27 protein-coding genes and 1 tRNA gene are annotated in these 26,243 nt (G+C 71.4%); 17 read left to right on the top strand and 11 right to left on the bottom strand.

The window, feature by feature from the left end; translation table 11 throughout:
• Window positions 1-20 precede the first annotated feature (20 nt).
• The 7 genes from JOL79_RS04710 (at window position 21) to JOL79_RS04740 (ending at window position 6,540) form a co-directional block, all read left to right on the top strand.
• Window positions 21-779 (top strand): pyridoxamine 5'-phosphate oxidase family protein, encoded by a 759-nt coding sequence (locus JOL79_RS04710; RefSeq protein WP_210154406.1) that lies wholly within the window; start codon window positions 21-23, stop codon window positions 777-779.
• 181 nt (window positions 780-960) lie between these two features.
• Entirely contained in the window at window positions 961-2,574 is a 1,614-nt protein-coding gene (locus JOL79_RS04715; RefSeq protein ID WP_210154407.1) for a serine/threonine-protein kinase, read from the top strand.
• A gap of 13 nt (window positions 2,575-2,587) precedes the next feature.
• Window positions 2,588-4,066, top strand: coding sequence for a protein kinase family protein (locus JOL79_RS04720; RefSeq protein ID WP_210154408.1), 1,479 nt, complete (start codon window positions 2,588-2,590; stop codon window positions 4,064-4,066).
• A gap of 19 nt (window positions 4,067-4,085) precedes the next feature.
• Window positions 4,086-5,249 carry a DUF2510 domain-containing protein gene (locus JOL79_RS34895; RefSeq protein WP_210154409.1) on the top strand — a complete coding sequence of 388 codons (1,164 nt, stop codon included), beginning with the start codon at window positions 4,086-4,088 and terminating at the stop codon, window positions 5,247-5,249.
• 21 nt (window positions 5,250-5,270) lie between these two features.
• Window positions 5,271-5,867 carry an oligoribonuclease gene (gene orn, locus JOL79_RS04730; RefSeq protein ID WP_210154410.1) on the top strand — a complete coding sequence of 199 codons (597 nt, stop codon included), beginning with the start codon at window positions 5,271-5,273 and terminating at the stop codon, window positions 5,865-5,867.
• 77 nt (window positions 5,868-5,944) lie between these two features.
• Window positions 5,945-6,020, top strand: a tRNA-His gene (locus JOL79_RS04735).
• 274 nt (window positions 6,021-6,294) lie between these two features.
• Window positions 6,295-6,540 (top strand): helix-turn-helix domain-containing protein, encoded by a 246-nt coding sequence (locus tag JOL79_RS04740; protein ID WP_210154411.1) that lies wholly within the window; start codon window positions 6,295-6,297, stop codon window positions 6,538-6,540.
• Here JOL79_RS04740 and lat read toward each other — a convergent pair.
• The 3 genes from lat to JOL79_RS04755 all read right to left on the bottom strand — a co-directional run bounded on the left by lat (window position 6,526) and on the right by JOL79_RS04755 (window position 10,226).
• The gene (gene lat / locus JOL79_RS04745) at window positions 6,526-7,800 is read right to left on the bottom strand and encodes an L-lysine 6-transaminase (protein ID WP_210154412.1); all 1,275 of its coding nucleotides are present in this window, start codon (window positions 7,798-7,800) and stop codon (window positions 6,526-6,528) included. The two genes, JOL79_RS04740 and lat, sit on opposite strands and share 15 nt — an antisense overlap.
• A 97-nt stretch (window positions 7,801-7,897) precedes the next feature.
• Window positions 7,898-8,476 carry an HdeD family acid-resistance protein gene (locus JOL79_RS04750; RefSeq protein ID WP_230984222.1) on the bottom strand — a complete coding sequence of 193 codons (579 nt, stop codon included), beginning with the start codon at window positions 8,474-8,476 and terminating at the stop codon, window positions 7,898-7,900.
• 163 nt (window positions 8,477-8,639) lie between these two features.
• Entirely contained in the window at window positions 8,640-10,226 is a 1,587-nt protein-coding gene (locus tag JOL79_RS04755; protein WP_230984223.1) for a penicillin-binding transpeptidase domain-containing protein, read from the bottom strand.
• A 31-nt stretch (window positions 10,227-10,257) separates the two neighbouring features.
• Between JOL79_RS04755 and JOL79_RS04760 the strand changes: the two genes are divergently transcribed.
• On the top strand, window positions 10,258-11,100 hold the full coding sequence (locus tag JOL79_RS04760) for a spermidine synthase (protein ID WP_307848313.1): 843 nt from the start codon (window positions 10,258-10,260) through the stop codon (window positions 11,098-11,100).
• Here the strand turns inward: JOL79_RS04760 and JOL79_RS04765 are convergent.
• Complete coding sequence (locus JOL79_RS04765; RefSeq protein ID WP_210154414.1) at window positions 11,066-11,845, bottom strand: TetR/AcrR family transcriptional regulator; 780 nt, start codon at window positions 11,843-11,845, stop codon at window positions 11,066-11,068. The two genes, JOL79_RS04760 and JOL79_RS04765, sit on opposite strands and share 35 nt — an antisense overlap.
• 84 nt (window positions 11,846-11,929) lie before the next feature.
• On the opposite strand from JOL79_RS04765, the gene JOL79_RS04770 reads away from it, so the two are divergent.
• Window positions 11,930-12,634 (top strand): class I SAM-dependent methyltransferase, encoded by a 705-nt coding sequence (locus JOL79_RS04770; RefSeq protein ID WP_210154415.1) that lies wholly within the window; start codon window positions 11,930-11,932, stop codon window positions 12,632-12,634.
• 325 nt (window positions 12,635-12,959) lie between these two features.
• On the opposite strand, the gene JOL79_RS04775 is transcribed toward JOL79_RS04770, so the two are convergent.
• Both JOL79_RS04775 and JOL79_RS04780 read right to left on the bottom strand, forming a co-directional pair.
• Window positions 12,960-14,312, bottom strand: a complete 1,353-nt coding sequence (locus JOL79_RS04775) for an HNH endonuclease signature motif containing protein (RefSeq protein WP_210154416.1) — start codon at window positions 14,310-14,312, stop codon at window positions 12,960-12,962.
• Between the two features lie 786 nt (window positions 14,313-15,098).
• A complete protein-coding gene (locus JOL79_RS04780; protein WP_210154417.1) occupies window positions 15,099-15,365 on the bottom strand; it encodes a 4a-hydroxytetrahydrobiopterin dehydratase in 267 nt (88 codons plus the stop codon).
• Window positions 15,366-15,426: 61 nt separating this feature from the next.
• On the opposite strand from JOL79_RS04780, the gene JOL79_RS04785 reads away from it, so the two are divergent.
• Window positions 15,427-16,044 carry a class II aldolase/adducin family protein gene (locus tag JOL79_RS04785; protein ID WP_210154418.1) on the top strand — a complete coding sequence of 206 codons (618 nt, stop codon included), beginning with the start codon at window positions 15,427-15,429 and terminating at the stop codon, window positions 16,042-16,044.
• Here JOL79_RS04785 and JOL79_RS04790 read toward each other — a convergent pair.
• Window positions 16,034-17,608, bottom strand: coding sequence for a DUF885 domain-containing protein (locus tag JOL79_RS04790; protein WP_230984224.1), 1,575 nt, complete (start codon window positions 17,606-17,608; stop codon window positions 16,034-16,036). The two genes, JOL79_RS04785 and JOL79_RS04790, sit on opposite strands and share 11 nt — an antisense overlap.
• 57 nt (window positions 17,609-17,665) lie before the next feature.
• On the opposite strand from JOL79_RS04790, the gene JOL79_RS04795 reads away from it, so the two are divergent.
• Entirely contained in the window at window positions 17,666-18,904 is a 1,239-nt protein-coding gene (locus JOL79_RS04795; protein ID WP_210154419.1) for a DUF4032 domain-containing protein, read from the top strand.
• Between the two features lie 22 nt (window positions 18,905-18,926).
• Here JOL79_RS04795 and JOL79_RS04800 read toward each other — a convergent pair whose 3' ends face one another.
• Window positions 18,927-19,430, bottom strand: coding sequence for a 2-thiouracil desulfurase family protein (locus tag JOL79_RS04800; protein ID WP_210154420.1), 504 nt, complete (start codon window positions 19,428-19,430; stop codon window positions 18,927-18,929).
• Window positions 19,431-19,681: 251 nt separating this feature from the next.
• Here JOL79_RS04800 and JOL79_RS04805 point away from each other — a divergent pair, with 251 nt between their 5' ends.
• From JOL79_RS04805 to JOL79_RS04825, 5 genes are all read left to right on the top strand, one after another.
• Complete coding sequence (locus JOL79_RS04805; protein WP_210154421.1) at window positions 19,682-20,053, top strand: roadblock/LC7 domain-containing protein; 372 nt, start codon at window positions 19,682-19,684, stop codon at window positions 20,051-20,053.
• A gap of 3 nt (window positions 20,054-20,056) precedes the next feature.
• On the top strand, window positions 20,057-21,007 hold the full coding sequence (locus JOL79_RS04810) for a MarR family transcriptional regulator (RefSeq protein ID WP_210154422.1): 951 nt from the start codon (window positions 20,057-20,059) through the stop codon (window positions 21,005-21,007).
• Complete coding sequence (locus JOL79_RS04815) at window positions 21,004-21,432, top strand: roadblock/LC7 domain-containing protein (RefSeq protein WP_307848314.1); 429 nt, start codon at window positions 21,004-21,006, stop codon at window positions 21,430-21,432. The genes JOL79_RS04810 and JOL79_RS04815 overlap by 4 nt, the downstream gene beginning before the upstream one ends.
• The gene (locus JOL79_RS04820) at window positions 21,429-21,800 is read left to right on the top strand and encodes a hypothetical protein (protein WP_210154423.1); all 372 of its coding nucleotides are present in this window, start codon (window positions 21,429-21,431) and stop codon (window positions 21,798-21,800) included. Before JOL79_RS04815 ends, JOL79_RS04820 begins: the two co-directional genes overlap by 4 nt.
• A gap of 116 nt (window positions 21,801-21,916) precedes the next feature.
• The gene (locus JOL79_RS04825; protein WP_210154424.1) at window positions 21,917-23,326 is read left to right on the top strand and encodes an MFS transporter; all 1,410 of its coding nucleotides are present in this window, start codon (window positions 21,917-21,919) and stop codon (window positions 23,324-23,326) included.
• A 23-nt stretch (window positions 23,327-23,349) separates the two neighbouring features.
• On the opposite strand, the gene JOL79_RS04830 is transcribed toward JOL79_RS04825, so the two are convergent.
• The gene (locus JOL79_RS04830; protein ID WP_210154425.1) at window positions 23,350-23,739 is read right to left on the bottom strand and encodes a TOBE domain-containing protein; all 390 of its coding nucleotides are present in this window, start codon (window positions 23,737-23,739) and stop codon (window positions 23,350-23,352) included.
• Between the two features lie 261 nt (window positions 23,740-24,000).
• Between JOL79_RS04830 and JOL79_RS04835 the strand changes: the two genes are divergently transcribed.
• A complete protein-coding gene (locus tag JOL79_RS04835; RefSeq protein ID WP_210154426.1) occupies window positions 24,001-24,522 on the top strand; it encodes a Dps family protein in 522 nt (173 codons plus the stop codon).
• A gap of 31 nt (window positions 24,523-24,553) precedes the next feature.
• Here JOL79_RS04835 and JOL79_RS04840 read toward each other — a convergent pair whose 3' ends face one another.
• Both JOL79_RS04840 and JOL79_RS04845 read right to left on the bottom strand, forming a co-directional pair.
• Window positions 24,554-25,138: a DinB family protein gene (locus JOL79_RS04840; protein ID WP_307848315.1), complete on the bottom strand. Its 585-nt coding sequence runs from the start codon at window positions 25,136-25,138 to the stop codon at window positions 24,554-24,556.
• Window positions 25,139-25,227: 89 nt separating this feature from the next.
• Window positions 25,228-26,196 carry a CapA family protein gene (locus JOL79_RS04845; RefSeq protein WP_210154428.1) on the bottom strand — a complete coding sequence of 323 codons (969 nt, stop codon included), beginning with the start codon at window positions 26,194-26,196 and terminating at the stop codon, window positions 25,228-25,230.
• Between the last annotated feature and the right edge of the window lie 47 nt (window positions 26,197-26,243).

Raw genomic sequence — 26,243 nt, forward strand, 5'->3', positions numbered from 1 at the left:
TTCTTCCTAACGTAACGGGCATGGATTCCAGCACAGCGCCCCTCACACCACCCATCTCCGCGCCGCCCGTCTCCGCGCCACCCATCTCCGCGCCACCCATCTCCGCGCCACCCATCTCCGCGCCGCCCGTCTCCTCGACGCCCCTCTCATCGACGGCACGGACCACCCTGAACCGTTCAAAGGAGCGCGGCAGGACCGACCGGGCCGATCTGTACGCCGTCCTCGACGCCGGGCTCGTCTGCCACCTGGGCCTGATCGTCGACGGGTCGCCCAGGGTGCTCCCCACGGCGTACGGGAGGATCGGCGACACCCTCTACGTCCACGGATCGACCGGAGCCCGGTCGCTGCGGGAGGCCGCGGGCGAGGAGGTGTGCGTCACGGTGACCCACCTCGACGGCATAGTGCTCGCCCGTTCCGTGGTCCACCACTCGGTGAACTACCGGTCCGCCGTGATCTACGGCACACTCCGGACGGTGGAGGACCCCGGCGAGCGGCTGGCCGGACTCCGCGCGATCACCGAGCAGCTCGCCCCCGGCCAGTGGGACAGCACCCGGCAGCCCGACCGAAAGGAGCTGGCCAGGACCGCCGTGGCCGCGGTGTCGCTCGCGGAGGCGTCGGTGAAGACGCGCCAGGGCCCGCCCTCGGACGAGGAGGAGGACTACGCGCTGCCTTACTGGGCGGGAGTGCTGCCCCTCGTGATGTCGTGGGGCGACCCCGTCTCCGACCCGCTGCTGCGGTCCGGCGTGCCCGTGCCCGGGCACGTCGCGAACCGGCGCTAGCGGACGCCCGCGTCACAGACGAACGGCGCGGAGATCACAGCGCAGGGATCACCGCACAGGGATCATCAGCGCAGATCGACATCGCTTCACTACTATTTCGTGACTAGTCACACCAGCACCCCCGCGCTCACTAAGCTACGGTGTCGTCCGCGGCGGGGGACCCATGCGATAGGGGAGAGCGATGTACGGCCAGACGGGCGCCTGGCGTGTCCCCGGCTACACCGAGATACGCGAACTCGGGACGGGGGGCGGGGGCAGAGTCGTGCTCGCGCGCCACGACCCCGACGACCTGCTCGTGGCGATCAAGTACCTGTCCGCCGAGCTGATGGCGGACCTCCACTTCGTCGCCAGGTTCCGGCACGAGGCACGACTGCTCGCCGCCATGGATCCAAACCCGAACTCCGCCCGCTTCTACGAGTACGTCGAGGTCGCGCAGGGCGCCGCGATCGTCATGGAGCTGATCGACGGCGTCTCCCTGCGCGCGATGATCCGGTCCGAGGGGCCCACCGGCCCCGAGGCGGCCCTCGCCGTGCTCAAGGGCTCGCTGCTCGGCCTCGCCGCGGCGCACGAGATCGGCGTGGTCCACCGCGACTACAAGCCCGAGAACGTCATGATCACGGCGGACGGCACCAGCAAGCTGGTGGACTTCGGCATCGCCGCCCAGGCGGGCGAGGGCGTCCGGGCCGCGGGCACCCCGCCGTACATGGCCCCGGAACAGTGGGAGGGCGGCCAGGCGAGCCCGGCGACCGACGTCTACGCCGCCACCGTCGTCTTCTTCGAGTGCCTCACCGGCGGCCGCCCCTTCCGGGCGCAGAGCCTCGCCGCGCTGGCCCGCCAGCACCACGCCACCCCTCCGCCGATCGACGAGGTGCCGCCGCCGCTGCGCGGCCTCATCCAGCGGGGCATGGCCAAGCACCCCGCGGACCGCCCGCGGTCGGCCCAGGCCTTCCTGGAGGAGCTGGAGGCCGTCGCCGCCGAGGAGTACGGCCCCGCCTGGGAGAACCGCGGACGGCGGCGGCTCGCCGCGCTGGCCGGCCTGCTGCTGCCGTTCTTCCCGCTCACCGACGAGGCCCCGGAGGTCGGCACCAGCCTCGCGGAGACGCGGCTCGGCGGCCTGCTCGGCCGGGGCCGGGTGAAGGTCGGCCTGACGCTGGTCGCGGCTCTGTGCGTGATCGGCGCGGGGACGGCGGCCCTGGTCGGCACCATGCGGGGGACGACCCTGCAGGCCGCGGTCGAGTCGCCGACGCCGGTGGCCGTCGAGCCGGTCACGACCGACCCCGATCCGGCCCTCGACGACGACGCCACGCCGCCGGACGACGCCTCCCCCACGCCGCCGGAGGCGTCTCCGGTCAAGAGCCCGGCGCACACGCCCGCCGCCACCCAGGCGCCGCCGGCCCCGCCCACCGTCCGGCCGACTCAGCAGCCCACGCGGAAGCCGAGCCCGAAGCCGACGAAGAAGCCGACATCCCGGCCGACCACCAGGCCCACGCGGAAGCCGACGCCGAGCCCGGCCTCCTCGCCCGAGCCCACCGTCACGGCCGACCTCCCGGGTGGCGACGCGCCCAAGCCCACGCCGGCCGCGACGACCTCCCGTCCCACCCCGTCCACGCCGCCGGCCTCCTCTCCTCCGCCCACGTCGCCCTCGCCTCCGCCGGTTCCACGCCTGGTCGGCGCCTCGCCGTCCACCGACGTGCCCTCGGGTACGACGCTCGCCGCCGCCCTGGTGACGACCGGCCTCGTTCCCGCCACACTTGCCGTGAAGACGAAGCGCGGAAGGCAGCGGAGGCGGCGGTAGATGGATGCGGTAGATGGATGACGGCGCGGTGGTCGCGGGGCATCGGCTCACCGGCCGGGCCCGCACGAGCGAGATCGGCACATGGTTCGACGCGGTCTCGCCCACGGGGACGCCTTCGGCGGTCCTGCGGTTCGAGCAGGAGGCCCTGACCTCTCAGCGGGCACGGGACGGGCTGGTCGCGGCGGTCACCGCCGACCGGCGCCTGTGGTCGTCGGGGCTGACCGGCATCCTTCCGGTGGCCGACCTGGTGGCCGCCCGGGACGAGATCTACCTGATCGCCGGACGCCGGGCGACGCCGACTCTGGCCGACCTGCTCGCGGGACACGCGGCGCTCGACCCGGGGGGCGCGGCGACGATCCTCGTGGAGACCGCCCAGACCCTGCTCGCCGTCCACGGGGCCGGGCTCTCCCACGGCTCCCTGCATCCGGGCACCGTCGTGATCGGTGACGACGGGTCCGCGCTGCTCGCCGAACGCGGGCTGGCCGACGCGCTGCGCGGAGCCCCCGCCTCGGCGGAGCGCGACGTCGCCGCGTGGGTCGCCCTGGCCAGGGTGTTCACCGGTGGCCGGGCGGGCGGGAACGCGGAGCTGTTACTCGAACGGGCGGCCGCCGCGGCGGCCGCGCACGGCCTCGGCGCGGCCCGCGACACCCTGCTCGCCGGCCGCGACGCGCTGCCCCCCGGATTCTCCACGCGGGAACGCCTCGCGCGAACCGTCCAGGCATGGGACGCCTCGGCGCCTCTCTCCCCGCCTGGCTCGCCTGCCTTTCCTCCTGCCGGCGCCCCCAGTGGATCACTCGGCGGATCACTCGGCGGATCACTCAGTGGAGCCCCCGGGGAGGCGGTGACGCTGCTCGACGTCACCGGGCACGGCGCGGCCGGGGCTGTGAGCCCTGGCGGTGCTGTGAGCCCTGCCGGGGCGGGGCTGGGTGCCGGCGCGGCGGCCGTGGCTCCGCAGGGCGACGAGGTGATGATGCGGTTCGGCCCGGGCGTGCCCACGGAGACGACGGCGGCGCAGATCTGGCGCTCCGGCCGGACGGCGTCCACCCTGCAGGGCCAGCCCGGCACCGGCAAGCCCGCCCGGCGACGGCGGGGCCGGACGGCCTGGGCGGGCACCGTACTGCTGGCGATGCTCATCGCGCTGGTGATCCTCTGGCTGCGCCAGTCGCCTCCCGACGAGATCGCGGTGAGCGCGGTCGACGTCAAGGGGCCGAAGAAGACCGTGCGCTGCGACGGCACCGCCGACTTCGTCGGACGGGTCACCACCAACGGCCAGGCGGGGACCGTCCGCTACGTCTGGCACACCAGTGACGGCCACGCGAGGCCCGAGGAGGAGCAGCGGGTCGCCTCCGGCTCGACGACGACCGACCTGCCCCTGCACTGGAACGTGAACGGTCCCGGCTCCTTCAAGGGGACGGCGACCTTACGCGTCCTGTCCCCCACTCCCTCGGGCAAACCAATGCAGGACAAAGCAAGTTTCGCCTACAAATGCTGATTTCATTAGTCTGGCGGGCATGACGACGACCCCCGCCGGCTGGTACCCGGATCCGTACGGCTCACCTCTGCTGCGGTGGTGGGACGGCACACAGTGGACGGACGCCACGCACGCTCCCGCGCAGCAGCCCACGGAGCCTCCCCTGCAGGCGCGGCCGGCCCAGCCTGTGCCCGCGTCGCCGCAGCTCACGCAGGCTCCCCCGATCTCCCAGACCGCCCATCAGACGGCTCAGCAGACGGCCCAGCAGACGTATCCGCAGGCCTATCCGCAGAGCAGCCCCCAGGGCGGTCCGCAGGGCTACCAGGAGGGCTATCAGCAGGGCTACCAGCAGCCCGGTGCCGGTGGGCCTCCCGCGTGGGGGGGCGGTCCGCCCTGGAACCAGCCGGGGCACACGCGGCAACTGCCCGTGCCCGATTACGGCTCCCCGCGGCAGACGTCGCCGTGGCCCTGGGTGATCGGGGCGGCGGCGGTGGCGGTCGTCCTCACACTCGTGGTCGGTGGTTTCGTGGTGTTTTTCAACACCCGCACCGATTCGTCCCTCGGCAACGGGCCCGTGGCGGCCGGCCCGGGTCCGCAACAGGACTCGACCGTTCCCCCGCAGCCCAGTCAGCCGGCGCTCCCCCCGCTGCCGCAGCCGGCAGGCGGACGGATCAGCGACTCCGTCACCGGCCTGTCGTACGCCTTCCCCGGCGACTCGTGGCAGGTGCCGAAGTCTGCGGAGGTCGACGCCCCGGGCAACCCGGCGTCGTTCCTCTGGACCAGCTTCTGCCAGGCGCTGTCCCAGCAGAACTACGACGGCCAGGGCGGCGACTGGGTGGCGTCGCTCGCCACGGCCGAGCTCCCGCAGCTGTTCCCCTACGGCGGGTCCGGCGACCTGGAGAAGACGGCCGGCACACTGCTCGGCACCTACGAACAGCAGTTCTACAGCCCTCCGCACAAGCGGAAGATCCTGCGCAACGCGGCGATGAAGGTGGGCGACCGCCAGGCGTGGGTGCTGGAGTATCAGATGGACTTCACGGAGATCGCGAAGACCAGGGACTGGAAGTGGAAGACCGAGAAGGGGGCGTTCGTCGTGGTTGACCGGGGTGCCCAGCTCCGTCCGGCCGTGTTGTACGTCTCTATTCCGGACAATCTGGACCAGTCCGTGCTCAAGCACACGCTGGACTCGCTCGAAGCCCGGTGAGCGCGCCACTACGCTTAAGCCATGACTGACCCGCTGGTCTGGATCGACTGTGAGATGACCGGGCTCGACCTCGGCCGTGACGCGCTCGTCGAGGTGGCCTGCATCGTCACCGACGGCGAGCTGAACCAGCTGGACGAGGGCGTCGACATCGTGATCAAGCCCCCGGCCGAGACGCTTGAGCAGATGTCCGAGGTGGTGCGGCATATGCACACCGCCTCCGGACTGCTGGACGCGCTCGCGACGGGGGTGACGCTCGCCGAGGCCGAGGCGAGGGTGCTCGAGTACATCCGCTCGCACGTGCCGGAGCCCAAGAAGGCCCCGCTGTGCGGCAACTCGATCGCCACCGACCGCTCGTTCATCGCCCGCGACATGCCGCTCGTCGACACCTTCCTGCACTACCGGATGATCGACGTATCGTCCGTGAAGGAACTGGCCCGCCGGTGGTACCCCCGGGCGTACTTCGCCTCGCCGGAGAAGCAGGGAGGGCACCGGGCGCTCGCGGACATCACCGAGAGCATCCGGGAGTTGCGCTACTACCGGGCCGCCGTCTTCGTGCCGCAGCCCGGCCCCGACTCGGCCACCGCACGGGAGGTCGCGGAGTCGGTCTCCGGATCCTGATCCCCGGTGGCGAGGGAGGCGCGGTCGACTCAGAAAAGCCGCTACACTTCTCTCGTACGCCGCGAACGGCGGACATGGTGGGTGTAGCTCAGCTGGCAGAGCGCCAGGTTGTGGTCCTGGATGTCGTGGGTTCAAGTCCCATCACTCACCCCAGGTGGAAACGCCGGAGGCCCGGCCGAGAGATCGGCCGGGCCTCCGGCGTTTCCGGACGTTCCAGCCACACCCTTAGGCCCCGCCCTATCCCGGCACCTTCCTCGCCCTCTTCCCGCCCCCCGCCTGCCACTCGTCGGACGTATTTCGACCGTTCACCGCAGTTGACGATGCACGTCACTCACATTCGCCCCAAAGGTTGACACGGCGGGTTATGCTCGCTGTCTACCGCCGCGCGGGGGCCTCGGCGATCTCTGACGTCTTCGACGGAGGCCGGATGAGAGTCGACGACCGCACCGGAACGCGTTTGAGCAAGCGGGAGACCGAGGTCATGGAGCTGATCGCCTGCGGTCACTCGAACGGCGAGATCGCCCAGCGTCTCTTCCTGAGCGAGAAGACCGTGAAAAACCACGTGAACCGCATCTACGCGAAGCTGGGTGTGGAATCACGCGTCACCGCCATCCGCCACTGGCTGGACCGAGCGGAGAACGGTGCCGCGGAGGGGCGGTCAGACCCGGCATAGGGCGTCCCGGAGACCGGCGAGGCCATACTCGAGTTCGTCGGGGTGGACCGACAGGGCGGGCCGCAGCCGGACCGACCGCTCGCCGCAGGGCAGCACCAGGATCCCGTGGTTCTCCCGGAGACGGGTCACGAGCCCGGCCGGGTCGGGGACGTCGAACGCGCACATCAGGCCGCGACCGCGGGCGCACGCCACCAGGCCGTCGGCCTCCAGTGCCTGGAGGGCGCCGAGCAGTTTCTCCCCCAGGATGCCCGCCCGTGGGATCAGACCGTCCCGTTCGATGATCTCCAGTAGCCGCCGGGACCGGACCATGTCCACCAGGCCCCCGCCCCACGTCGAGTTGATCCTGCCGCTCACCGTGAAGACGTTGTCGGGCATCAGGTCGACCCTGCGGCCCGCCATGATGCCGCCGACCTGCACCTTCTTCCCGAACGCCACGATGTCGGGCGCCAGGCCGAGCTGCTGGTAGGCCCACGGCGTGCCGGTCAGGCCGACCCCCGTCTGGACCTCGTCCATGACGAACAGGGCGTCGTACTCGTGGCACAGCGCCTGCATGGCCTGGAGGAACTCGGGTCGCATGTGGTTGTCGCCGCCCTCCCCCTGGATGGGTTCGGCGATGAAGCACGCGATGTCGTGCCGGAACCTCCCGAACGCCTCTCGCGCCTGGGCCAGCGCGCGTTCCTCGGCCCGCTCCACGTCGCCGAAGTGGACGGCCGGGACGTCGATCCTGGGCCAGCCGAACTTGGGGAACCGGTCCGTCTTCACCGGGTCGGTATTGGTGAGCGACAACGTGTAGCCACTGCGGCCGTGGAAGGCGCGGGTCAGGTGGAGGACGCGCGTGCCGAGACCGGGATGGCGGCCGTGCGCCTCGTTCCATCGGCTCTTCCAGTCGAAGGCGCACTTGAGCGCGTTCTCCACGGCGAGCGCCCCGCCCTCGACGAAGAACAGGTGCGGCAACGCGGGGTCGCCGAGCACCCGCTGGAACGTCTCGACGAACTCGGCGAAGTGGACCGTGTAGATGTCGGAGTTGGCCGGCTTGTTGGCCGCCACCCGCCCCAGCAGCGCCATGAACTCGGGGTCGTCGGCGAACGGGTTGAGGCCGAGGGGGGAGGACGCGAAGAACGTGTAGAAGTCGAGGTAGCGCCGGCCGTCCCGCATGTCGACCACCCAGGAGCCCGCGCTCCGGTCGAGATCGAGCACCAGCCGGTAGCCGTCGACGAGCAGATGCCGTGCGAGGGCGTCGTGCACAGCGCTGGGGTTCATGTCGCCTCCGCGTCACGCCGGGAACAACACAATTCCCTCACAGGTCGGGGTTGTTGTGAATAGTTTCCGGTCCATTCCCGATATCGACGAACATATTTCAGACCGAATGGGCAGGTCCCGCCGCTCCCGCCCGGTGCCCGCCGCGGAGCCGGAAGGCCAGGACGAGCAGCGAGACGCCGATGGCGACGGCCGACAGGCCGATCAGCCACACGACCGCGAGCGCGCCCGTGGCCGGCCAGACGAAGAGCAGGAGCCCGAACACCACGGAGACCACCCCGTTGAGGGCGAGCACCCACTCGCCCTCGATCCGCCGCCGGAGCCCCACGGCGGCGACGATCTCCACGATGCCGGTGACCACGAACCAGAACGCGATCACCAGCAGCAGCGCCAGCGCCGTGATCCCCGGCCAGAGGAAGGCGATGAGGCCCACGAGGAGGCTGATCAGCCCGGAGACGCCGATCCACGCCCGTGACCTACCGGTGTGCCCGCGGGCGGCCTGCATCAGGGTGACCACGCCGTTCACCACCGCGTACGCCGCGAAGACGAGCACGAGCGCCAGAAGGGTGATGCCCGGCCAGACCAGCGCGATCAGCCCGAACAGGATCGCCAGCACGCCCCGCAGGGCCGGCGCCCACCAGTGCGCGGCCATCAGCTGATGCGGCACCATGTGTTGCATTGACCCCCTCCTCCCGCTCCTCCCGTGTGATGGGTTCTTTTCCACATCCGGGTGGCCGGGAGAGCGGAGTTGGGTCAAGAAAGCCCACCTGACCGGCGAGCCTGGTTCAGCTCACGGGCTCACGGTGGGTTCACCGCGGGCCCACAGCAGGCCCACAGCAGGCTCACAGCGCGCGCAGGAAGCGGGCGGCGATCGGGACGGCGGCCGCGCGGCCCGTGCCTCCGCCCTCCACGAACACCGCGAAGGCCACGTCGTTCCGGTAGCCGATGAACCACGCGTGGTCCGGCCTGCCCCCGCCCACCTCGGCCGTGCCGGTCTTGCCCGCCACGTCGTCGGGGAGTCCGGCGCCGGCGGCGGTGCCGTCCGAGGTGACCGCGCGCATGAGGGACCTGAGCCCGTCGGCCACCCCGGCGGGCAGCGGGGTGGCGTCCCCGCCGCCGGGCTGGCCGTGCAGCAGGAACGGCTGCCGCCACTGCCCGCTCTCGACCGCCGCGGCGACGAGCGCCATGCACAGGGGGCTCGCCTCCACCGTTCCCTGGCCGAAGGAGTCCTCAGCGAGCGCGTCCGGGTTCTCCGGCGGGCGCATGCTGCCGCAGGTGGCGCTCACCCCCGGGTCGAGCGATGCGCCGAAGCCGAACGTCCGGGCCTGCGCCACCAGGGTGTCCGCGGTCAGCCGCTCCACGGCGAGCCGGGCGAACGAGGTGTTGCACGAGTAGGCGAACGCCTGCCGCAGCGACACCGTGCCGTGGCCCTCCTCCTGATAGTTGCGGATGAGCTCGTGCTGGGGGATCCGGTAGGTCGGCGGGCAGTCGACCGTGTCGTCCGGGCTGAGACCGGCTCCGAGCAGCGCCGCGGCCGTGACCGTCTTGAACGTCGAGCCGGGCGGGAACGTCGCCTGGAACGCCCTCCGGCTGCCCAGCCGGTCGGCCACGGCCAGGATCTCTCCGGTCGACGACCGTACGGCGACCACGGCCGCGCCGCCCTGCACGCCGTCGAGGGCCCGGGCCGCCGCCGCCTGGACGGGCCACTCGATCGTCGTCTTCGTGCCGTCGGAGACCCGCGGATGGAACGCGAACAGTTCCCTGGCCGTCTGGCTGGGATTGATGAGGCGGATCGACCACGAGACCACCGTGCCGTCCGCGCCGCCCCCGGGCAGGGCGGCGAGATAGTCGTCCGCGTCGCTGTCCTGTGGGAACCTCCGCCCGTCCGCGGTGACGAACGCGGCCCGCACATCCGCCGACGACGTCCGCTCGACGGTGCCGCCCTCCTGCAGGTCGGGATGCAGGACGGCAGGAGTCCACAGCACCTTCCAGGTCAGGTCGCGGACGGCCAGGTGCAACGTGGAGTCATACGTCCAGGTGCCGGCCTCCTGCTCCCCCCTGGTCTGGGTGAACGTCACCTCGGCCGTGTCGTCCCCCGTCTTCTTCGTCTCCCCCGGCGTCAGCCGTAACGGGGAGGAGAGCAGGGCGTCCTCGAACTGCTCGTGCTGGTCGGCGAAGTCGTTCGGCGGGTCGTCCACCAGCTCGCGCATGGCCTCGAAGTCGTGGTCGGCCCAGGCGCGCAGGTAGGCCTTCGCCGTCTCCTCCGGGGAGCCCTCGACCGTGAGCTCCAGCGTCCGGGTGGGGGACGGACGGGCGGGCTCCGCGAAGGTGGTCACGGGTTCGCCCGCGGTCGCGATGAGACCGACCACACCTACGGCGAAGATAGTGGCGGCGACCGCGAGGAGGGCGAGCAGAGCCCGATTCCGCATACGGTTCTCATATCACGCGAAGGGAGACAAGGTGGGCAGGATAAGAGATCCACTACCGGGCCGTTACCCCGCGGACTCCGGCGAGGTGGAGCTCCTGCGCGACCTCGACCGCCAGGACGGGTGGATGCTGCTGATGGACGGGGTGCCGCAGTCGTACGTCGACCTGGAAGACCCGGCCTACCTCGACTTCCCCTACATGCAGCTGATGGCCGAGGTGATCGACTGCCTGCCGGAGGGGCCGCTGGACGCCGTCCACGTGGGTGGCGGGGCCTGCACCCTCCCCCGCTACATCTCGGCCGTCCGGCCGGGCTCCCGGCACCTCGTGATCGAGCCCGACGCGGGACTCGTCCAGGTAGTGCGCGAGCAGCTCCGGCTGAAGTCGGTCCCGCGCCTCAAGGTCCGCGTCACCGATGGGCGCGCCGGCGTGGGCGCCCTCCCCGACGCCTCGGCCGACCTGCTCGTGGTCGACGCCTTCGTCGGAGCGACGATGCCGGTCGAACTGGCCACCCTCACGTTCATGGCGGACGTCGCCCGGGTGCTGCGGCCCACCGGGACCGTGCTCGTCAACGTGGCGGACGGCAAGGGCCTGGCGTTCGTCAAGCGGGTGGCCGCGACGGTCGCCGCGACGTTCCGCCACGCGGCGCTACTCGCCGAGCCCGGCATCCTGCGCGGACGCAGGTTCGGCAACCTGATCCTGACGGCCTCGGCGACTGAGCTGCCGGTCGGGCCGCTCACCAGGAAGGCCGCCGGAGGGCTCGCCCAGGCGAGATGCGTGGCGGAAGACGACCTGACCCGCCTCATCGCGGGCGCCGCCCCCATCGCCGACGGCGACGCGGTGCTCACTCCGGTTCCGCCGCCCGCGCTGTTCGAGTGACCCCCCGGCCGCCGAACCCATTGGAGACACCCGCCTCACCCGACACACCTGCCGCACCCGACGCACCCGACGCACCCGATGCACCCGATGCACCCGATGCACCCGATGCACCCGACGCACCCGACGCACCCGACGCACCAGTGAGGGTGCGCAGCGTCAGCTCCGCGATGGCGTTCTCCAGCGGGCCGGGGTCTGCGGCGAGAGCCTCGCGGAAGGCCCGCCCCTCCATCAGGGAGAGGATCCACCAGGCGGCGGCGTCCGGGTCGATATCGGCGTTCACGTCACCCTCGGCCTGCCCCCTGCGGAACAGTCCGGCGAGCAGGTCCGCGACGATCCGCACGGCTCGGCGGGCGGCGCCGGATATCTCCGGCTCGCCGGAGAGCGCGACTGCGTCGGCGAACAGCATTCCGAGCGAGCCCGGACTGTGCAGCCGCTCAACATGGCCGGGCGACAGCAGATCGGCTATCAGCGCCGACACCGATTCCGTACGGTCCGCCATCGCGGCCAGTTCGTCGGCGGCCAGCCGGGTGGCCCGGTCGAGCACCGCGGAGAACAGCGCCGCCTTCGACCCGAAGTTCTGAAAGATCACCGGTTCGCTCACGCCGAGCCGCGCGGCCACCTCCGAGGCCTTCCCCGCCCGGTAGCCGACCTCGGCGAACACCTCGGTCGCCGCGACCAGGATCGACTCCCGCCGGTCCTCAGGACGCATACGGGTACGCCGCCGGGCGGCCGGGACTTCGTTCACCCCCGCATCCTATGACCCTTGCCGATTAACTTAGTCGCCGCTAAGTTATGGGTAACTTAGCGGCAACTAAGTAAGGAGTGCGTTGTGAATCTCGCACGGCTACTGCACGACCGGCATACGCACGCGCCCCACGGAGACCATCCCGATCACGGCGGCACGATCGACTACCCCCGGGCGTACGAGGTGGTCGCGGCGCTCGCCTTCGCCGGCAGGCGCCGATGGGTGTACCGGGAACTGGCCGCGCTCTCCGGTGCGCGTCCAGACGACCAGGTGCTCGACATCGGCTGCGGCACCGGCTATCTCACCCGCGCCCTCGCGGCCAGAGTCGGCCCGCACGGCCGGGTCACGGGGCTCGACGCCTCCCGGCCCATGGTCGAGTACGCCCGACGGCGTGGGCCGTCGTCCTGCTCCTACGTCGTGGGCGAGGCGCAGGCCATGTCATCGGCCATGTCATCAGCCATGTCATCAGCCACGGCATTCGACGACGGCTCGTTCGACGTGGTGGCCTCCAGCTACGCCATCCACCACATCCCGGTGGCGGCGCGGGCCACCGCCCTGGAGCAGGCCCACCGCGTGCTGCGGCCGGAAGGTCGCCTGTTGATCGCCGAGTATCGGCCGCCGGCGAGCTGGGCCGGGCAACGACTTGTGGGAGCCTTGACGGGGCCCGCGATGGCCCACCTCGACATCGGCAATCTCGCCGAACTGATCGAGGACGCCGGGTTCGCCATCGAGTCGACCGGCGACCTGTGGCCACTGACCCGCTACGTGACAGCGATCCGCCCGGATTAGCCGCGATCAGCCGCGATCAACCGGGGCCCGATCAAGCATCCCCCGATGAAGCACAGCTGGATCAACCGCGGCTCAGTCCCGAGCGGATGCGGGAGCGCGCGTGCGGCCGCCGCGGGGGCGCGGGGGCGCGGCCGCCGCACAGGTGCAGTCGACGCGGGGGTGCAGTCGACGCGGGGGTGCAGTCGACGCGGGGGGTGGCCGCCGCACAGGTGCAGTCGACGCGGGGGCGTGGCTGGCGCCCAGGTGCGGCCGGTGCGCGAATACAGGGCACGGGCGGACACGCAAGCGTGCACCCGTGTGGGCGGCAGCCCCTGCGGGGGTTGTGTCAACCGTCCGGATCCTCCCGGGATATTGCGCGTTCGTACCTGCGGCGGGCGGGATGGTAGAGGAGGGTCCAGGTGTCGTCGGGGTTGCGGCGGGCGGTGTAGCGGTCAGGGTGGGCGAATTTGTCGCGGTTGTGGAAGGTGCAGGCGGGGGCCAGCAGGTCGAGGTTGGTGACGCCGTCGTCGATCCAGCCGTGGACGTGGTCGACTTCGGCCATGTCGGCCGGGATCGGGCAGCCCTGGCAGTAGCAGGTGGCGTACTGCGCCAGCAGTGCCTTCCTCTGGGCCGGGGTCGCCAGCCGCACCGAGCGACCCATGTCCAGCACCTGGCCTTTGGCGTCCATCACCATCCGGGTCAACCGTGAGGTCCGCGCCAGCCGGTGAACGTCACTGACCGGCAGCAGCTGCCCGGTCGCGACCAGCAAACCGGGAGCCAACCGGTCCGGGGCATGCCCACACGTCCGGCACGCGTCAGCCCGCGCTCCGGCCGCCTCCGCCTCCACCCGCGCCTCCACCCGCGCCTCCGCGCCTGCGCCAGCGTCTGTGCCTGCCCCGCCCCCGAGACCCGTGCCGCCGTCGGGCCGCGTGGCATCGTCAGAGCCCTCGCCATGGTCGGGCTCCGCGGCATCGTCGGGGCCGGCCTCGCCGGGACCCGCCCGCTCGGGATCGACCTCGGGTGGACCATCCGTTCCGGCCGGCGGGGCGCCCTGTGCGCCGGTAGGGGCGAGGATGTCGTCGGGCAGGGATTCGACCCGGACCTGGACGATGAGTTCGGTGGAGACCTTCTCGCTCAGCAGTGCGGCGAAGGCGTCGGCCTGGCGGACGCGTAGCGGCCGATCGTCGTCTCTGTCTTTGGGGCGGGCGTAGGAGGTCAGGAACGACCGCAGCCGCGCCGCCGCCTCCCGCGGTAGGCGGAACTCGCCTTCCACCCCGCCGGTGCTGGACGGGCGGACCAGCAGGAACCGGGAGGCGTAATCGTCCTCGCACTCCGTGACCAAGGTGCCGGGATCCAGGAGTTCGCGTAGGTAGCGGCCGGCCTTGGCGACTTCCGCGCAGGACGCGCTGCCGGACAACTGCACCAGGATCGGCTCGGCTTCCGTCGCCTGCTTGTCGGTCAACTTGGCCGTCACCGACGTGATCACATCCACAGCTCCGCCGGACAGGGAACCGGCCCCGTAACGCTCCTCCACCAGAGGGAGGCGTGCCACCTCTGTGGCGAGCCGCAGCCATCGCGACGCCTGCGCCCCGGTCATCCCCGGACCACGCCGCACCACCCACGGCGCCCCCGGCACTCCCGATACGTCCGGCTCGTCCGGTGGCCCTGCGCCGGTCTCCGCCTCGCTCGACACAGACATGCCGGACACAGACATGCCGGACACAGACGCGTCCGGTGCGGGAGTGTCCAGCCCAGACGCGGCCGGACTGGGTGGGGCTGTGCTCGGTCTGTCGGAGCGGAGCCACGAAGCGGTGGAGGCATGCCCCTGAGACTTCGCCTCACCCGTGACATCCACCCGACGCAACCGGCCCGCCACCAGCGCACCCATCACATCCATCGCCTGAATCAGCGTCTCCGCCTCGCGAAAACACACCGCCGCACTGTCCGGCACACCCGCACGCGCCATCCCCGCGACCAAACCCAACACCGCATCCGCCACATCACCGGCCGCGACGTCATCGGCCGCGGCACCCGCCGCCCGCCACGCTCCCGGACCCACACTGGTCTGGTCACCCCCGCTCGGGCCACGGCCATCCGGATCGGTCCCGCGCGAATCTCCCGCGGGCCGCACTGACGGCCGTCCCTGCGAGGGGACGCGAGGATCCAGGCACGTGCCCTCAAACACCGGCGGAACCGACCGCGCGGAAACGTCCCAGCCGTCGACAGCAGGATCAGGGAACGCCGACATTGAGACACCTCCTCCCCCACCATCAGCCCGTTACGTAACGGCAACACTACCGAACGTAATCAGAAAACCGCAAGCCTGTTCGAAAATGTGTGGAGGGCCGTGCGCCCGCGTTCCGCGCCGCGCAGAACAGGCACCGCGCAGGACAGGCACCGCGCGAAACAGGCGCTGCAGAGAACAGACACCAGGGAACAGACGCCGGAGACAGGCTCCGGCGCTCCGGCGAGACAGTCCGAGCGCTCAGAGTGTCTGGGTCTGGTGGTCGGCGACGATCGCGTCGATGCGAGCGGCGAGCCGGTAGTCGAGCTCGGTGAGCCCTCCTGCGTCGTGGGTGGTCAGCGCCAGATGCAGGGTCCGCCACCGGATGTCGATGTCCGGGTGGTGGTTAAGCGCCTCGGCCTGCTCGGCGATCTCGTTCACGATCGCGATCGCCGTACGGAAGTCGGCGGCGACCACGGTCCTGCGGATGGTGTCGCCGTCACGGCGCCAGTCTGGAGCGTCGTACATGTCACCAGGACATCACGAATCACACCGGGCGGCCACTGGGCGGATTGTGTAGATTCGCCGCGTGGAGGAGCTACGGCGGGAGCTGTGCGAATACGGCGGGCGGGCAGCCGCCCTTGGACTGGTCATCGGCACGTCCGGGAACCTCAGCGCCAGGGACGGCGATCTGGTGGCGGTCACCCCGTCGGGGGTGGCGCTGGACCGGCTGCGGCCCGAGGACTGCCCGATCGTGGGCCTTGACGGCCGGGTGGTGGACGGCGGCCTCAAGCCGTCCTCCGAGACGCCGATGCATCTGGCGCTGTACGCGTCGACCGGGGCGCGGGCCATCGTGCACACGCACTCGATCTTCGCGACCGTGGTCGCCACCACGAAGACCGAGCTTCCGCCGATTCACTACAACGCCCTGCTGCTGGGCGGAACCGTACGGGTCGCCCCTTACGCGACGTACGGGACGCCGGAGCTCGCGGAGAACGTCAGGCTGGCCCTGGAAGGCCGCCAGGCCGCCCTGATGGCCTCCCACGGCGGGGTGACCATCGGGGCGACGCTGGAGCAGGCCTTCGAGGCGACCCGCCTGCTGGAGTGGCTGTGCGAGGTCTACGTGCGCGCGCTGGGCGTGGGCAGCCCTCACGTCCTGACCGAGGAGCAGCTCGTCGCCGTCATCGAGCGGGCGCTCAGCCCGTGACCGCCTTGCGGGCCAGGCCCAGCGGAAGCCCGCCCGACCCGGCGATCGTGTCGTGGAACGTCCGCAGGTCGCCGTCGTAGTCGTCGCGGATGCGCTCGATCTCCAGCCCGCCCGTGAGGTAGGAGGGGGCCTGGGTGGGCCAGGCGCAGTAGCGGCTCACCTCGCCCGCTGCCGTGCCTGGCGACAGCGACGCCTTGGTCGTCATGAACGTCTCCGCCTCCTCGATCGACATGTCGCCGCAGTGCAGGGCGGTGTCGACCACGATCCTGGCGGCTCGCCAGATCCGGCAGTCGAGGTGGGCGAGCTCGGTCTGCGGGGTGTCGAAGTATCCCTGTTCCTGCATCAGTTTCTCGACGTAGAGCGCCCAGCCCTCGACGAAGTACGGCGTACGGAAGATCTTCCGCGCCCGCCGGTCGTTGCCGGCCATCCACGACAGGTGCCAGTGGTGGCCGGGGTAGGCCTCGTGGACGGAGATCGACGGCATCTGCGCCCGGGAGTTCGTGCGCAGCCGCTGGCGCACCTGCTCCTCGGTGAACCCGGCCGGGGTGAACGGCACGAAGAAGACGCCGGTCCTCGACGGCGTGAGCGGCGGCGGGGTGAGGTAGCTCGCCACGGCGAGGATGGGCCGCTGGAACTCCGGCGACGGCTGGACCAGGCACTCCTCCCCCTCGGGGAAGGTCACCAGGCCGCGCTCGGCGACGAAGTCGCGGGCCCGCTTGGTCTCGGCCTCGTACTCCTCGCGCATGGCCTCCGGCGTCGGCGGGTGGTCGTCCATGAGGGACTCCATGGCGGCCCGCCAGTCGCCGGAGCCGAGCCGGGCCGCGACCTCGCGCATCCGGGCATCGAGTTCGTCCCAGGCCCCAAGGCCCTTCTCGTGCAGTTCCGCCGCGCCGTATCCGAGCATCTCCCGCTCGCGCAGCAGAGTGGAGTAGAGCTCCTCGCCCATGCGCCAGGTGCCGTGCGCCTCGAATCCGTCCAGGAATCCGACCAGTTCGTCGAACGCGTCGGCCGCCGGCGCGGCCGCCTCGGCGAGCCGCGCCCGCAGGCCGGGGTCGGCCACCTCGGCGGGCAGGGTCACGGTCAGGAAGTTCCTCGCCGTACGGGCCTGGTCGAGGCCCCGCCGGACGAGCAGGGCGGCCGCGAGGTCGGGATCGAGGTTCTTGCGGCAGGCGGCGAGCACTCCGGGCACCTCGCCGAGCCGGGCGCAGGCGGCCTCCACCAGCTCCGCCTCGGGCTTGAGCCGCTGCTGGAACGGCGTGAACATCGAGCCGAAGATCGCACCGAGGTACGGCGCGGGATCACGCCGCCACTCGGGCCAGCGGGCCTCGGCGAGCGCTCCCCGCAGATGGGAGACGACGAGGTCGCGGTCGATCTCGTCGTCCGGCGTGGCGGGGGTCTCCGCCGACAGCCGCTCCAGCCAGTCCCGCTCCGCGCGCTCGCGCGCGAGGTAGGCGGCCTCGCTGAAGTCGCCAAGGGTCCGGTCGTATCCGTCCGCGCCCAGAAGCGCCGCCCTGATCGGGTTCTCCGACAGGTACCAGTCCAGGAACTCCTCCACCAGCGTCATAGCGCCAGACTCTATCCACGACACTGGGTGGTGAAGACCCCGAAAAAGGAGCAATTGGTGCCCCTGCAGATAACCGGCGCGCCGAGCGACCCGGACCTGATCCGGTTGCCCTGGGACGTCCCCCTCGAAAACTGGCCCGTCCACCATCTCGTGACGCTGCCCCGCGGCATCTCCCGCCACGTCGTGCGGTTCGCCCGGCTGTCGGGCCGCGTCTACGCGATCAAGGAGATCAGCGAGCGGTACGCCAAGCGGGAGTACAAGCTGCTGTGGGATCTGGCCCGGCTGGACGCGCCGGCCGTCGAGCCGGTCGCCGTCGTCACCGGGCGGACCACCCCGGACGGCGCCGAGCTGGACTCCGCCCTGATCACGCGGCACCTGCAGTTCTCGCTTCCCTACCGCGCCGTGCTCTCCGGGTCGGTCCGGCCCGACACGCTGACCCGCCTGCTGGACGCCCTCGCGGTCCTGCTCGTACGGCTCCACCTGAACGGCTTCTACTGGGGCGACTGCTCGCTGTCCAACACGCTGTTCCGGCGCGACGCCGGGGCCTTCGCGGCCTACCTGGTGGACGCGGAAACCGGCGAGCTCCACCCGGCGATCAGCGAGGGCCAGCGGACGCACGACATCGACGTCGCGCACATCAACATCTACGGCGAGATGCTCGACCTGGAGGCCGGCGGCCTGCTGCACCCGACGATCGACCCGCTGGCCTTCTCCGAGCAGTTGGTCGAGCGCTACACCCGGCTGTGGGACGAGCTCACCCAGGACGAGATCATCGAGGAGGTCGACTGGCACCGGGTCGACCAGCGGATCCGGCGGCTCAACTCGCTCGGCTTCGACGTGGCCGAGATGATGATCCGCCGCAAGGCGGGCACGTCACGGCTCATCGTCAGGCCCAAGGTGGTCGACGCGGGACACCATCAGCGCCGGCTGCTCCGCCTGACGGGTCTCGACGTGGAGGAGAACCAGGCCAGGCGGCTGCTCAACGACCTCGACTCCTACCGGGTGTCCATGGGCCTGCGGCACGAGGACGAGGCCATCGTGGCCCACCGATGGCTGGCCGAGGTGTTCCACCGGGTCGTCGACGCGATCCCGGCCGACCTGCGGCGCAAGCTGGAGCCGGCCCAGCTCTTCCACGAGGTGCTCGACCACCGCTGGTACATGTCCGAGGCGGCGGGCAAGGACGTGGGGCTGGAGGCGGCGGTGCAGTCGTACATCGACAACGTCCTGGTGCACAAGCCGGACGAGAAGGCCGTCATCACGGTCAGCGAGCCGCTGCCCGACCCGCTGTCTCCCTGACCACTCGTGAACCTCGGGTCGGTCAAACGTCAGATCTGGTGAGATCGGCCAGGTGGCGGGCGGCGTCGGCGATCCGGTCCTCGGCGAAGACCCGGATGCCGTTGGCCTCCAGCAGCGCGGTCGTCACGCCCTGGCCGGGGGTCGTCCGGCCGCGGAAGGATCCGTCGTGGATCCGGAGCGACCCGCAGGACGGGCTGCCCTCCTTCAGGATCGCGACCCGGATCCCGAAGGACCTGGCGACCGCCAGGGCCTGCTGCGCGCCGGAGAGGTAGGCGGCGGTCACGTCGTCCCCGGACGGGGTGCGGATCCGGGCGGCCCCGGAGAGAACGGCCGCGCCGCCCGCCCCGCCCTCGATCTCCGCAGGGGGCCGGGGGATCGGCAGCCCGCCCTCCACCTCCGGGCAGAACGACACGAGCCGCCCCTCCGCCCGCCACGCGGTGAGCACCTCGTCGTCGCTGGTCTTGGCCCCTCCGTCGTACCGCACCCGGCTGCCGAGCAGGCACGCGCTGACCAGAATCCGCTCCACGCCTCCCATTCTGTACGACTCTGTACGACTGTCTGTACTACTTCTGGACCCGGCCCGAGGGCCGGCTCGAGGAACCGATAACCGCATCCGGAAAAATCGAGAAATTCTCACAAAAATCGAATCATCCACCCAGGGAGAAGAATCCTTATTCCTGGTTACTAATACGCTTATCCCACCCGTTTCGGGTTTATCGGAGAAGACGGACCGGCTCCTCTAATGTTGGCCGCTGAATCGGCGGCGAGGAGTCACGGGTGATCGGAATCGAGGAATGCCTCTCCGAGGCCATGTCCATACCCGGCGCGGTGGGCGCCGTTCTCGTGGACCACACCAGCGGCATGCCGGTGGCGGCCGAGGGCGTGCCCGATCCGGTGCGGGCGGCCGACGGTCTCGGCGACGTCTTCCGCGCCGTCCTCGACGGGATCGCCCTCGCCTCCCCTGAGCAGGCGGCGCGCGTCGAGGACGTCATCGTGACAACGGACGCCGGCTACCACCTCATCCGCCCGGTCGAGACGGTGGTCGACGGTCCCCTGCTGCTGTGCCTGCGCCTCGACGGAGACCGCGCGAACCTCGCGCTCGCGCGGCTCCGGCTGCGGGCCGTCCCGGGCGAGCGTGCGGCCCGCTGAGTCATGGCCGCACCGACCATCGACGCCCTTCTCACCGACCTGGCCGAGGGCGGAGCCACCGGCGCGCTGCGTGTGGGCAAGGAGGGCACCCTCTTCCTCGACCGCGGCCGGGTCTCGTACGCCGAGTGCGCGGTGACGCCGGGCGTGGAGGACCTGCTGGCCGCCTCCGGCCGCATCGCCGCGGGCGGGATCCGCGGGGCGCGCCAGACGGCCGGACCCGGCGGCGGGGGCGACCTGCTGGTGCGCCGAGGCGTGCTGAGCAGGGGCGAGCTCCAGTTCTGCGTGCTCGGAGCCACGCTGGACGCGGCGTTCTTCCTGCTGCGGCCGTCGTCCGCCCGCCCCCGGTTCAAGGACGGCGAGGCGCACTGGCTCGGCAGTCACTGGTTCTTCACCGTGTCCGGCCTGTTCAGGGAGTGCGCCCGCCGCCGGGCACGGCTGGAGCGGGCCTGGCCGTCCCCAGCGCTGGACGCCCTGCCGGTCGTCCCGGTCCGCCGGCCGCCGGGCGCACGGGTGGTGCTCACGTCCCTCCAGTGGGAGCTGCTGGTCGCGGCGGACGCCCAGGCCACCCCGGCGGATCTGGCCCGCAGGCTGGGTCGTCCGATGTACGGCGTCCTGCTCGCCGTACGGGAACTGGCGGCGGCCGGGCTGCTCGCGTCCCCCGACGAGCCGGCGGACGGCGAGTCACCCGATCCCCCGGCGGGCTCCGCCGCACCTGCGACACCGGCGGGGGCATCGGGGGCATCGGGGGCGTCGGAAACGGTGGCACTTGCCCGGCGGACTCCCGGCGCGACCAAGGCGCAGCGCGATCGGGCAGGCCAGGCGAATCAGGCAGATCGGCCGGCCGGATCGACCCGCCAGGGCGCGGGGCCGGGAGCGCTGCCGTCCGTCACAGGCGACGCCTCCGACGTCGAGCTGCTCATCAGGCTGCGCGACGCGCTAGAGGCGCTGCGGTGATCACACGTACCTGGCTCAAGCGGACCGGAAAGGCTGTCTCGATGGACCTGCGCCATGACGTGCACGAGGAGCTCGTCCGGCTGCGCCTGCGCACACCGGAGATCGTCGGCGTTCTGGCATGCACGGTCGACGGGATGCTCGTCACCACCGACCTGCCCGAGGGCACCGAGCAGACGGCGGCGCTGACCTCCGCCCTGCTGTCCATGAGCCGCCGGATGGCCGGCCTGGCCCGCATCGGCGCGCTCGAGGAGACGTTGATCTCCGCCACCCACGGCCACGCCGCCTGTTACGCCGCGGGGCCCAAGCTCGTCCTCACCGTACTCGCGGGCCACGGGGCCAACCTGGGCCTGCTGCGGATCGAGGGACGCAAGACGGCGGCCACACTCGCCGCCATCGTCGAACGCGGAACGGAGAAGAGCACATGAGCAACATGGACGTGTCCCTCAAGGACATGATGGCCATCGACGGCGCGATCGGGGCCGCGGTGGTCGACTACGGCAGCGGCATGGCGCTGGGCACACTGGGCGGCTCCAAGGAGCTCGACCTCCAGGTGGCGTCCGCCGCCAACACGGAGGTCGTCAAGGCCAAGCTGCGGGCGATGGACGCGCTGAAGCTCAACGACACCATCGAGGACATCCTCATCACGCTCGGCGGCCAGTATCACCTCATCCGCCCGCTGTCCGGGCGGGCGGGCAAAGGCCTGTTCCTCTATCTCGCCCTGGACCGTGGGCGGGCCAACCTCGCCATGGCCCGGCACCACCTCCGGTCCATCGAGGACCGGCTGGAGGTCTGAACCGGCGGCCGGGAGACGCCCGCCCGCCGTCTCCCGGCCCTCTTCCCCCGTCCGGATGCGCCCGATCAGTACACATATAGTGTCGTTAGTCCAGCTAACCAGGGGGAGGGCGCCATATGAGCCGGGGCAGGCGGATCCTGGTTCTTCTCATCTGCTGCATGAGCCTGCTCATCGTGGCGCTCGACAACACGATCGTGAATGTCGCGCTCCCCTCCCTCGGCCACGACCTGCGCGCGCCCGTCTCCGGGCTCCAGTGGACCGTGGACGCCTACACGCTGACGCTCGCCAGTCTGCTGATGCTGGCCGGCTCGACGGGCGACCGAGTCGGGCGGCGGCGCGTCTTCCAGATCGGGCTGGTGGTCTTCTCCGCCGGTTCGCTGCTGTGCAGTCTCGCCCCGAGCCTCGGGTGGCTGGTGGGCTTCCGGGTCGTGCAGGCGGTCGGCGGCTCGATGCTCAACCCGGTGGCCATGTCGATCATCACCAACACGTTCACGGACCGGCGGGAACGGGCGCAGGCCATCGGCGTGTGGGGCGGTGTCGTCGGCGTCAGCATGGCCCTCGGCCCGGTCGTCGGCGGCCTGCTCACCGACTCGGTCAACTGGCGGGCCATCTTCTGGATCAACGTGCCGATCGGCGTGGCCGCGCTGGTGCTCACCCGGCTGTTCGTGCCCGAGTCGAAGGCGCCCAGGGCGCGCAGGATCGATCCGGTGGGCCAGCTGCTCGTCATCACGATGCTCGGGACGCTGACGTACGGGATCATCGAGGGCCCGGCCGCGGGGGCCGCCGTGAGCGCCGCCTGCTTCGCCGTGGCCGCCGCGGCCCTCGCCGGGCTGGTGCTCTACGAGTCGCGGCGTCACCAGCCGCTCATCGACGTCCGGTTCTTCCGTAGCGCGCCGTTCGCCGGGGCCGCGGTCGGGGCGGTGGCCGGATTCTCCGCCCTGGGGTCGTTCCTGTTCCTCAACACCCTTGTGCTGCAGAACCAGCGCGGCCTCTCCGCCCTGGACGCCGGGCTCTGCACCCTGCCGGTCGCGGTGATGGCGACCGTGTTCGGACCGCTGTCCGGCCGGCTCGTGGCGACGCGCGGCCCCCGCCCGTCCCTGATCGTCGCGGGCGTGGGCCTGGCGGCGGCCGGGGCGCTGCTCACGCGGACCACCCCGGACACTCCGCTGCCCGCGCTGCTGGCGATCTACGTGGTCTTCGGTCTCGGTTTCGGCGTGCTGAACCCGCCGATCACCAACACGGCCGTGTCGGGAATGCCGATGGAGCAGGCGGGCGTGGCCGCGGCGGTGGCGTCGACCAGCCGCCAGGTCGGCCAGTCCCTCGGCGTCGCCGTGGCCGGTGCCGTCGTCTCCGCCGGCGTCGCAGGTCCGGGGTTCGCCGCCGCCGCGCACACCGCCTGGTGGATCAACGCCGCGTACGGCGCGCTCGTCCTGTGCGTCGGCTTCGCGACCACCGGCGCATGGGCCCGGAGGACGGCGGAACGCACAGCGGCGCGGTTCCAGCCACGGGAGACCGTGGACGCCTGAGGCCGGCCCGGCCGATCAGCGTGTCAGGAGCCGGTCAGCTCCACCACGACATTGGTCGACTTCACCACGGCGACGGCCACGACGCCCGGCGCGAGGCCCAGCTCGTCGGCCGACTCGCGGCTCATCAGCGACACGACACGGAACGGACCCGCGGCGATCTCCACCTGGGCCATGACGCCGTCTCTGGTGACCTCGGTGACGATGCCCCGGAAGCGGTTGCGGGCGGAGGAGGTCGCGCCGCCCCGCTCGTCGCGGGCCGCCTGGGAACGGGCGAAGGCGGCCAGATCGGGGCCGGAGATCAGCCGGTGGCCGTACTCGTCGCGCTGCGCGGGCAGCCGTCCCGAGTCGACCCAGCGCCGCACGGTGTCGGCGCTCACGCCCAGCAACACCGCCGACTCCCCGATCCGGAACACGGCACCACAGTAGACCCCGCGGAAGCGGTGGATCAATCGGAGCCGACTGAACCTGAACGGGCCTGAAGCGACGCGGTCAACCGCCCATTACCAAGAGATGCCCCCTTTTGGTGTTCCGCGCAGACTGCCCAACAAATCCGGTGGAAGACTCTCTATAGGTGCATTACTCACCAAAAAGGGAGGAGAGCCGCCTTGGCCGCCAAATCTTCCGCCAGAGTCCATTCCCGTGCGAGCAGCCAGCCGTGGCTGCACCAGAGAGGGATGCAGATACAGGAGTTCGGCACGGTTCGCGATTTCCCCGTCGGTCTGCCGAGGGAGACTCGTGAGTACTCATGTCAGCGGCTCAACCAGATCCTGGCGGACACACAGATCCTCTACAGCCTCTACAAGAAGCACCACTGGCTCATGCGGGGCCCCACCTTCTACCAGCTCCACCTGCTCCTCGACAAGCACGCGGAGGAGCAGCTGCCGATCATCGACATGATCGCCGAAAGGGTGCAGACCCTCGGCGGGGTCGCGGTCGGCGATCCGCGTCAGGTGGCCGAGATGACCGTCATCCCGCGCCCGCCGGACGGCGTGGAGGAGGTGCCGGCCATGCTCTCCCGCCTCCTGGAGGCGCACGAGACCATCCTCGTGGCCAGCCACGACGCGGCCGCCCGCGCGGGCGAGATGGGTGACGACGGGACCAACGACCTGCTCGTCTCCGAGGTGATCCGTACGGGTGAACTGCAGGCCTGGTTCCTGGCCGAGCACCTCGTCGACACGCCGCTCGTCCGCGCCTGACGCGGTCGGGCGGGTTCAGGCGCGATCGGGGTCAAGAACTCGCCGGGGCGGCGGGGGTCCACGGCGTGAGCCACGGGCTCGGCGGCCAGCCCTCCGCCGCCGCGAGCAGCGGGAACGCGGTCGCCCCGTCGATCGTCTCGCGGACGATGTCGGCGTGGCCCGCGTGCCGTGCCGTCTCCTCGATGAGGTGGAGCAGCACCCAGCGCACCGACCAGGCGTCGGCGCCGTCGGGCGGCCAGGGCCAGTCCGCCGGGACCGGCACCGCCTGGCCCATATCGGGCACGCCGCCGATCACCTTCTCGGTGCGCCGGGCGACCGCGGCGTACTCGTCCAGCACGCTCGCGAGTGTCTCGCCGGGCTGCATCCGGAACGCCCGGTGATACGCCTCCTCCGACCTCGCGGGGGGCGTGCCCATGACGATGTCGGCCCAGATGTCCTCGGCGAACGTGACGTGCTTGATCAGGCCGCCCACGCTGAGCGCGCTCACAGTGGGAGTGGATGCGGCCTGCGCGTCGGTGAGGCCGTGAGCCGCGACCCGGAGCACGAGACGCTGCTGGTCGAGAAAGGCGAGCAGCGCGTCGCGCTCATCGGTGACGGGACGGACGAACCCGGGCACGAGATCAGCTCCTTCGCTGACGGCGGACCCTCCGCATCGTGGCATCGACGCCGTCGCCGCGCGGGCGGAACACGCGGATCCGCACCGCGTTATCGCAGCTCAATGACCAGTTCGTCCCCCTCCTCCTGAACTGCGACGCCGAACCCGGCGCACGCCCGGGTGAACCTGTCCCGGATCCAGCGCCGCTCCTCGTCGTCCGCGAGCCGGGTCCGGCCGAACTCCAGCTTGATCGGCACGGCGCGCAGCAGGAGCGGCCCCGTGTCGTCGAGGGCGACGAGGAAGAGCAGCCCGAGATCGTTGCGGAGGTTCTCGTCGACGATGTAGTCGTCGATGAAGTCGCCGAGGTCGAACAGCACGGGCGGCTCCACCCCGTGGAAGACGTGCGCCGAGTGCCCGGCCACCAGGCTCGCCCCGGCCCAGGTAAGAGTCCGGGCGGCGGACCGGATGTAGGCCCGGGGCCGGTCGGTCATGTTGGGGCCCCAGTGCGGCGTCACCAGCACGACGTCGGCCCGGCGGCGCAGGTCGCGGACCGCCTCGACCAGCCAGGCCGGCACGCCCGCCGTCAGGTCGGCGTACGCCACGCCCGGCCGGTCGGGCGCGGCGGCGAACTCGGCGGGGTGATCGGTCACGCCGAGCACGCCGACGTACACACCGCTGATGGGGATGATCTCGGGCCGGCGCGCCTCCTTCTCGTCGGCGCCCGCGCCCACACAGCGCACGCCCAGCCGCGCCAGGTGCTCCCGCGTGTCCAGCAGCGCCTCCGGGCCATAGTCGAGGGCGTGGTTGTTGGCCAGAGTGACGCATCCGACGCCGAGACCGGCGAGCAGGTCGGCGGCCTTCGGCGGCGCCCGGAAGTGGAACGGCTTGCCCGGCGCCTCCCAGCGCCGGCCGCGGTCGGAGACGCAACATTCGAGGTTGAGCAGGAAGAGGTCGGCCTCGTCGATCCGTTCGCGCAGTCCGGGCGAGAAGAAGCGAGCCGGGTCGGGCGACCGGCCGATCAGGTCGCCCACGCCCCGGCCCAGCATCGTGTCCCCCGCCAGCGCCACAGTCACCGACATGCCACATCACCTACCCGACCGGCACGCTCCCCTTACCCGCCCTGGAC

Origin of the sequence: Microbispora oryzae, from assembly GCF_017896165.1 — a bacterium.
Classification (GTDB): domain Bacteria; phylum Actinomycetota; class Actinomycetes; order Streptosporangiales; family Streptosporangiaceae; genus Microbispora; species Microbispora oryzae.

Coding starts and splice junctions, on each gene's coding strand:
- JOL79_RS04710 (WP_210154406.1), top strand. CDS start 21: ATGGATTCCAGCACAGCGCCCCTCACACCACCCATCTCCGCGCCGCCC.
- JOL79_RS04715 (WP_210154407.1), top strand. CDS start 961: ATGTACGGCCAGACGGGCGCCTGGCGTGTCCCCGGCTACACCGAGATA.
- JOL79_RS04720 (WP_210154408.1), top strand. CDS start 2,588: ATGGATGACGGCGCGGTGGTCGCGGGGCATCGGCTCACCGGCCGGGCC.
- JOL79_RS34895 (WP_210154409.1), top strand. CDS start 4,086: ATGACGACGACCCCCGCCGGCTGGTACCCGGATCCGTACGGCTCACCT.
- orn (WP_210154410.1), top strand. CDS start 5,271: ATGACTGACCCGCTGGTCTGGATCGACTGTGAGATGACCGGGCTCGAC.
- JOL79_RS04740 (WP_210154411.1), top strand. CDS start 6,295: ATGAGAGTCGACGACCGCACCGGAACGCGTTTGAGCAAGCGGGAGACC.
- lat (WP_210154412.1), bottom strand. CDS start 7,800: ATGAACCCCAGCGCTGTGCACGACGCCCTCGCACGGCATCTGCTCGTC.
- JOL79_RS04750 (WP_230984222.1), bottom strand. CDS start 8,476: ATGCAACACATGGTGCCGCATCAGCTGATGGCCGCGCACTGGTGGGCG.
- JOL79_RS04755 (WP_230984223.1), bottom strand. CDS start 10,226: ATGCGGAATCGGGCTCTGCTCGCCCTCCTCGCGGTCGCCGCCACTATC.
- JOL79_RS04775 (WP_210154416.1), bottom strand. CDS start 14,312: ATGTCTGTGTCGAGCGAGGCGGAGACCGGCGCAGGGCCACCGGACGAG.
- JOL79_RS04780 (WP_210154417.1), bottom strand. CDS start 15,365: ATGTACGACGCTCCAGACTGGCGCCGTGACGGCGACACCATCCGCAGG.
- JOL79_RS04790 (WP_230984224.1), bottom strand. CDS start 17,608: ATGACGCTGGTGGAGGAGTTCCTGGACTGGTACCTGTCGGAGAACCCG.
- JOL79_RS04810 (WP_210154422.1), top strand. CDS start 20,057: ATGGCCGCACCGACCATCGACGCCCTTCTCACCGACCTGGCCGAGGGC.
- JOL79_RS04820 (WP_210154423.1), top strand. CDS start 21,429: ATGAGCAACATGGACGTGTCCCTCAAGGACATGATGGCCATCGACGGC.
- JOL79_RS04825 (WP_210154424.1), top strand. CDS start 21,917: ATGAGCCGGGGCAGGCGGATCCTGGTTCTTCTCATCTGCTGCATGAGC.
- JOL79_RS04835 (WP_210154426.1), top strand. CDS start 24,001: ATGCAGATACAGGAGTTCGGCACGGTTCGCGATTTCCCCGTCGGTCTG.
- JOL79_RS04845 (WP_210154428.1), bottom strand. CDS start 26,196: ATGTCGGTGACTGTGGCGCTGGCGGGGGACACGATGCTGGGCCGGGGC.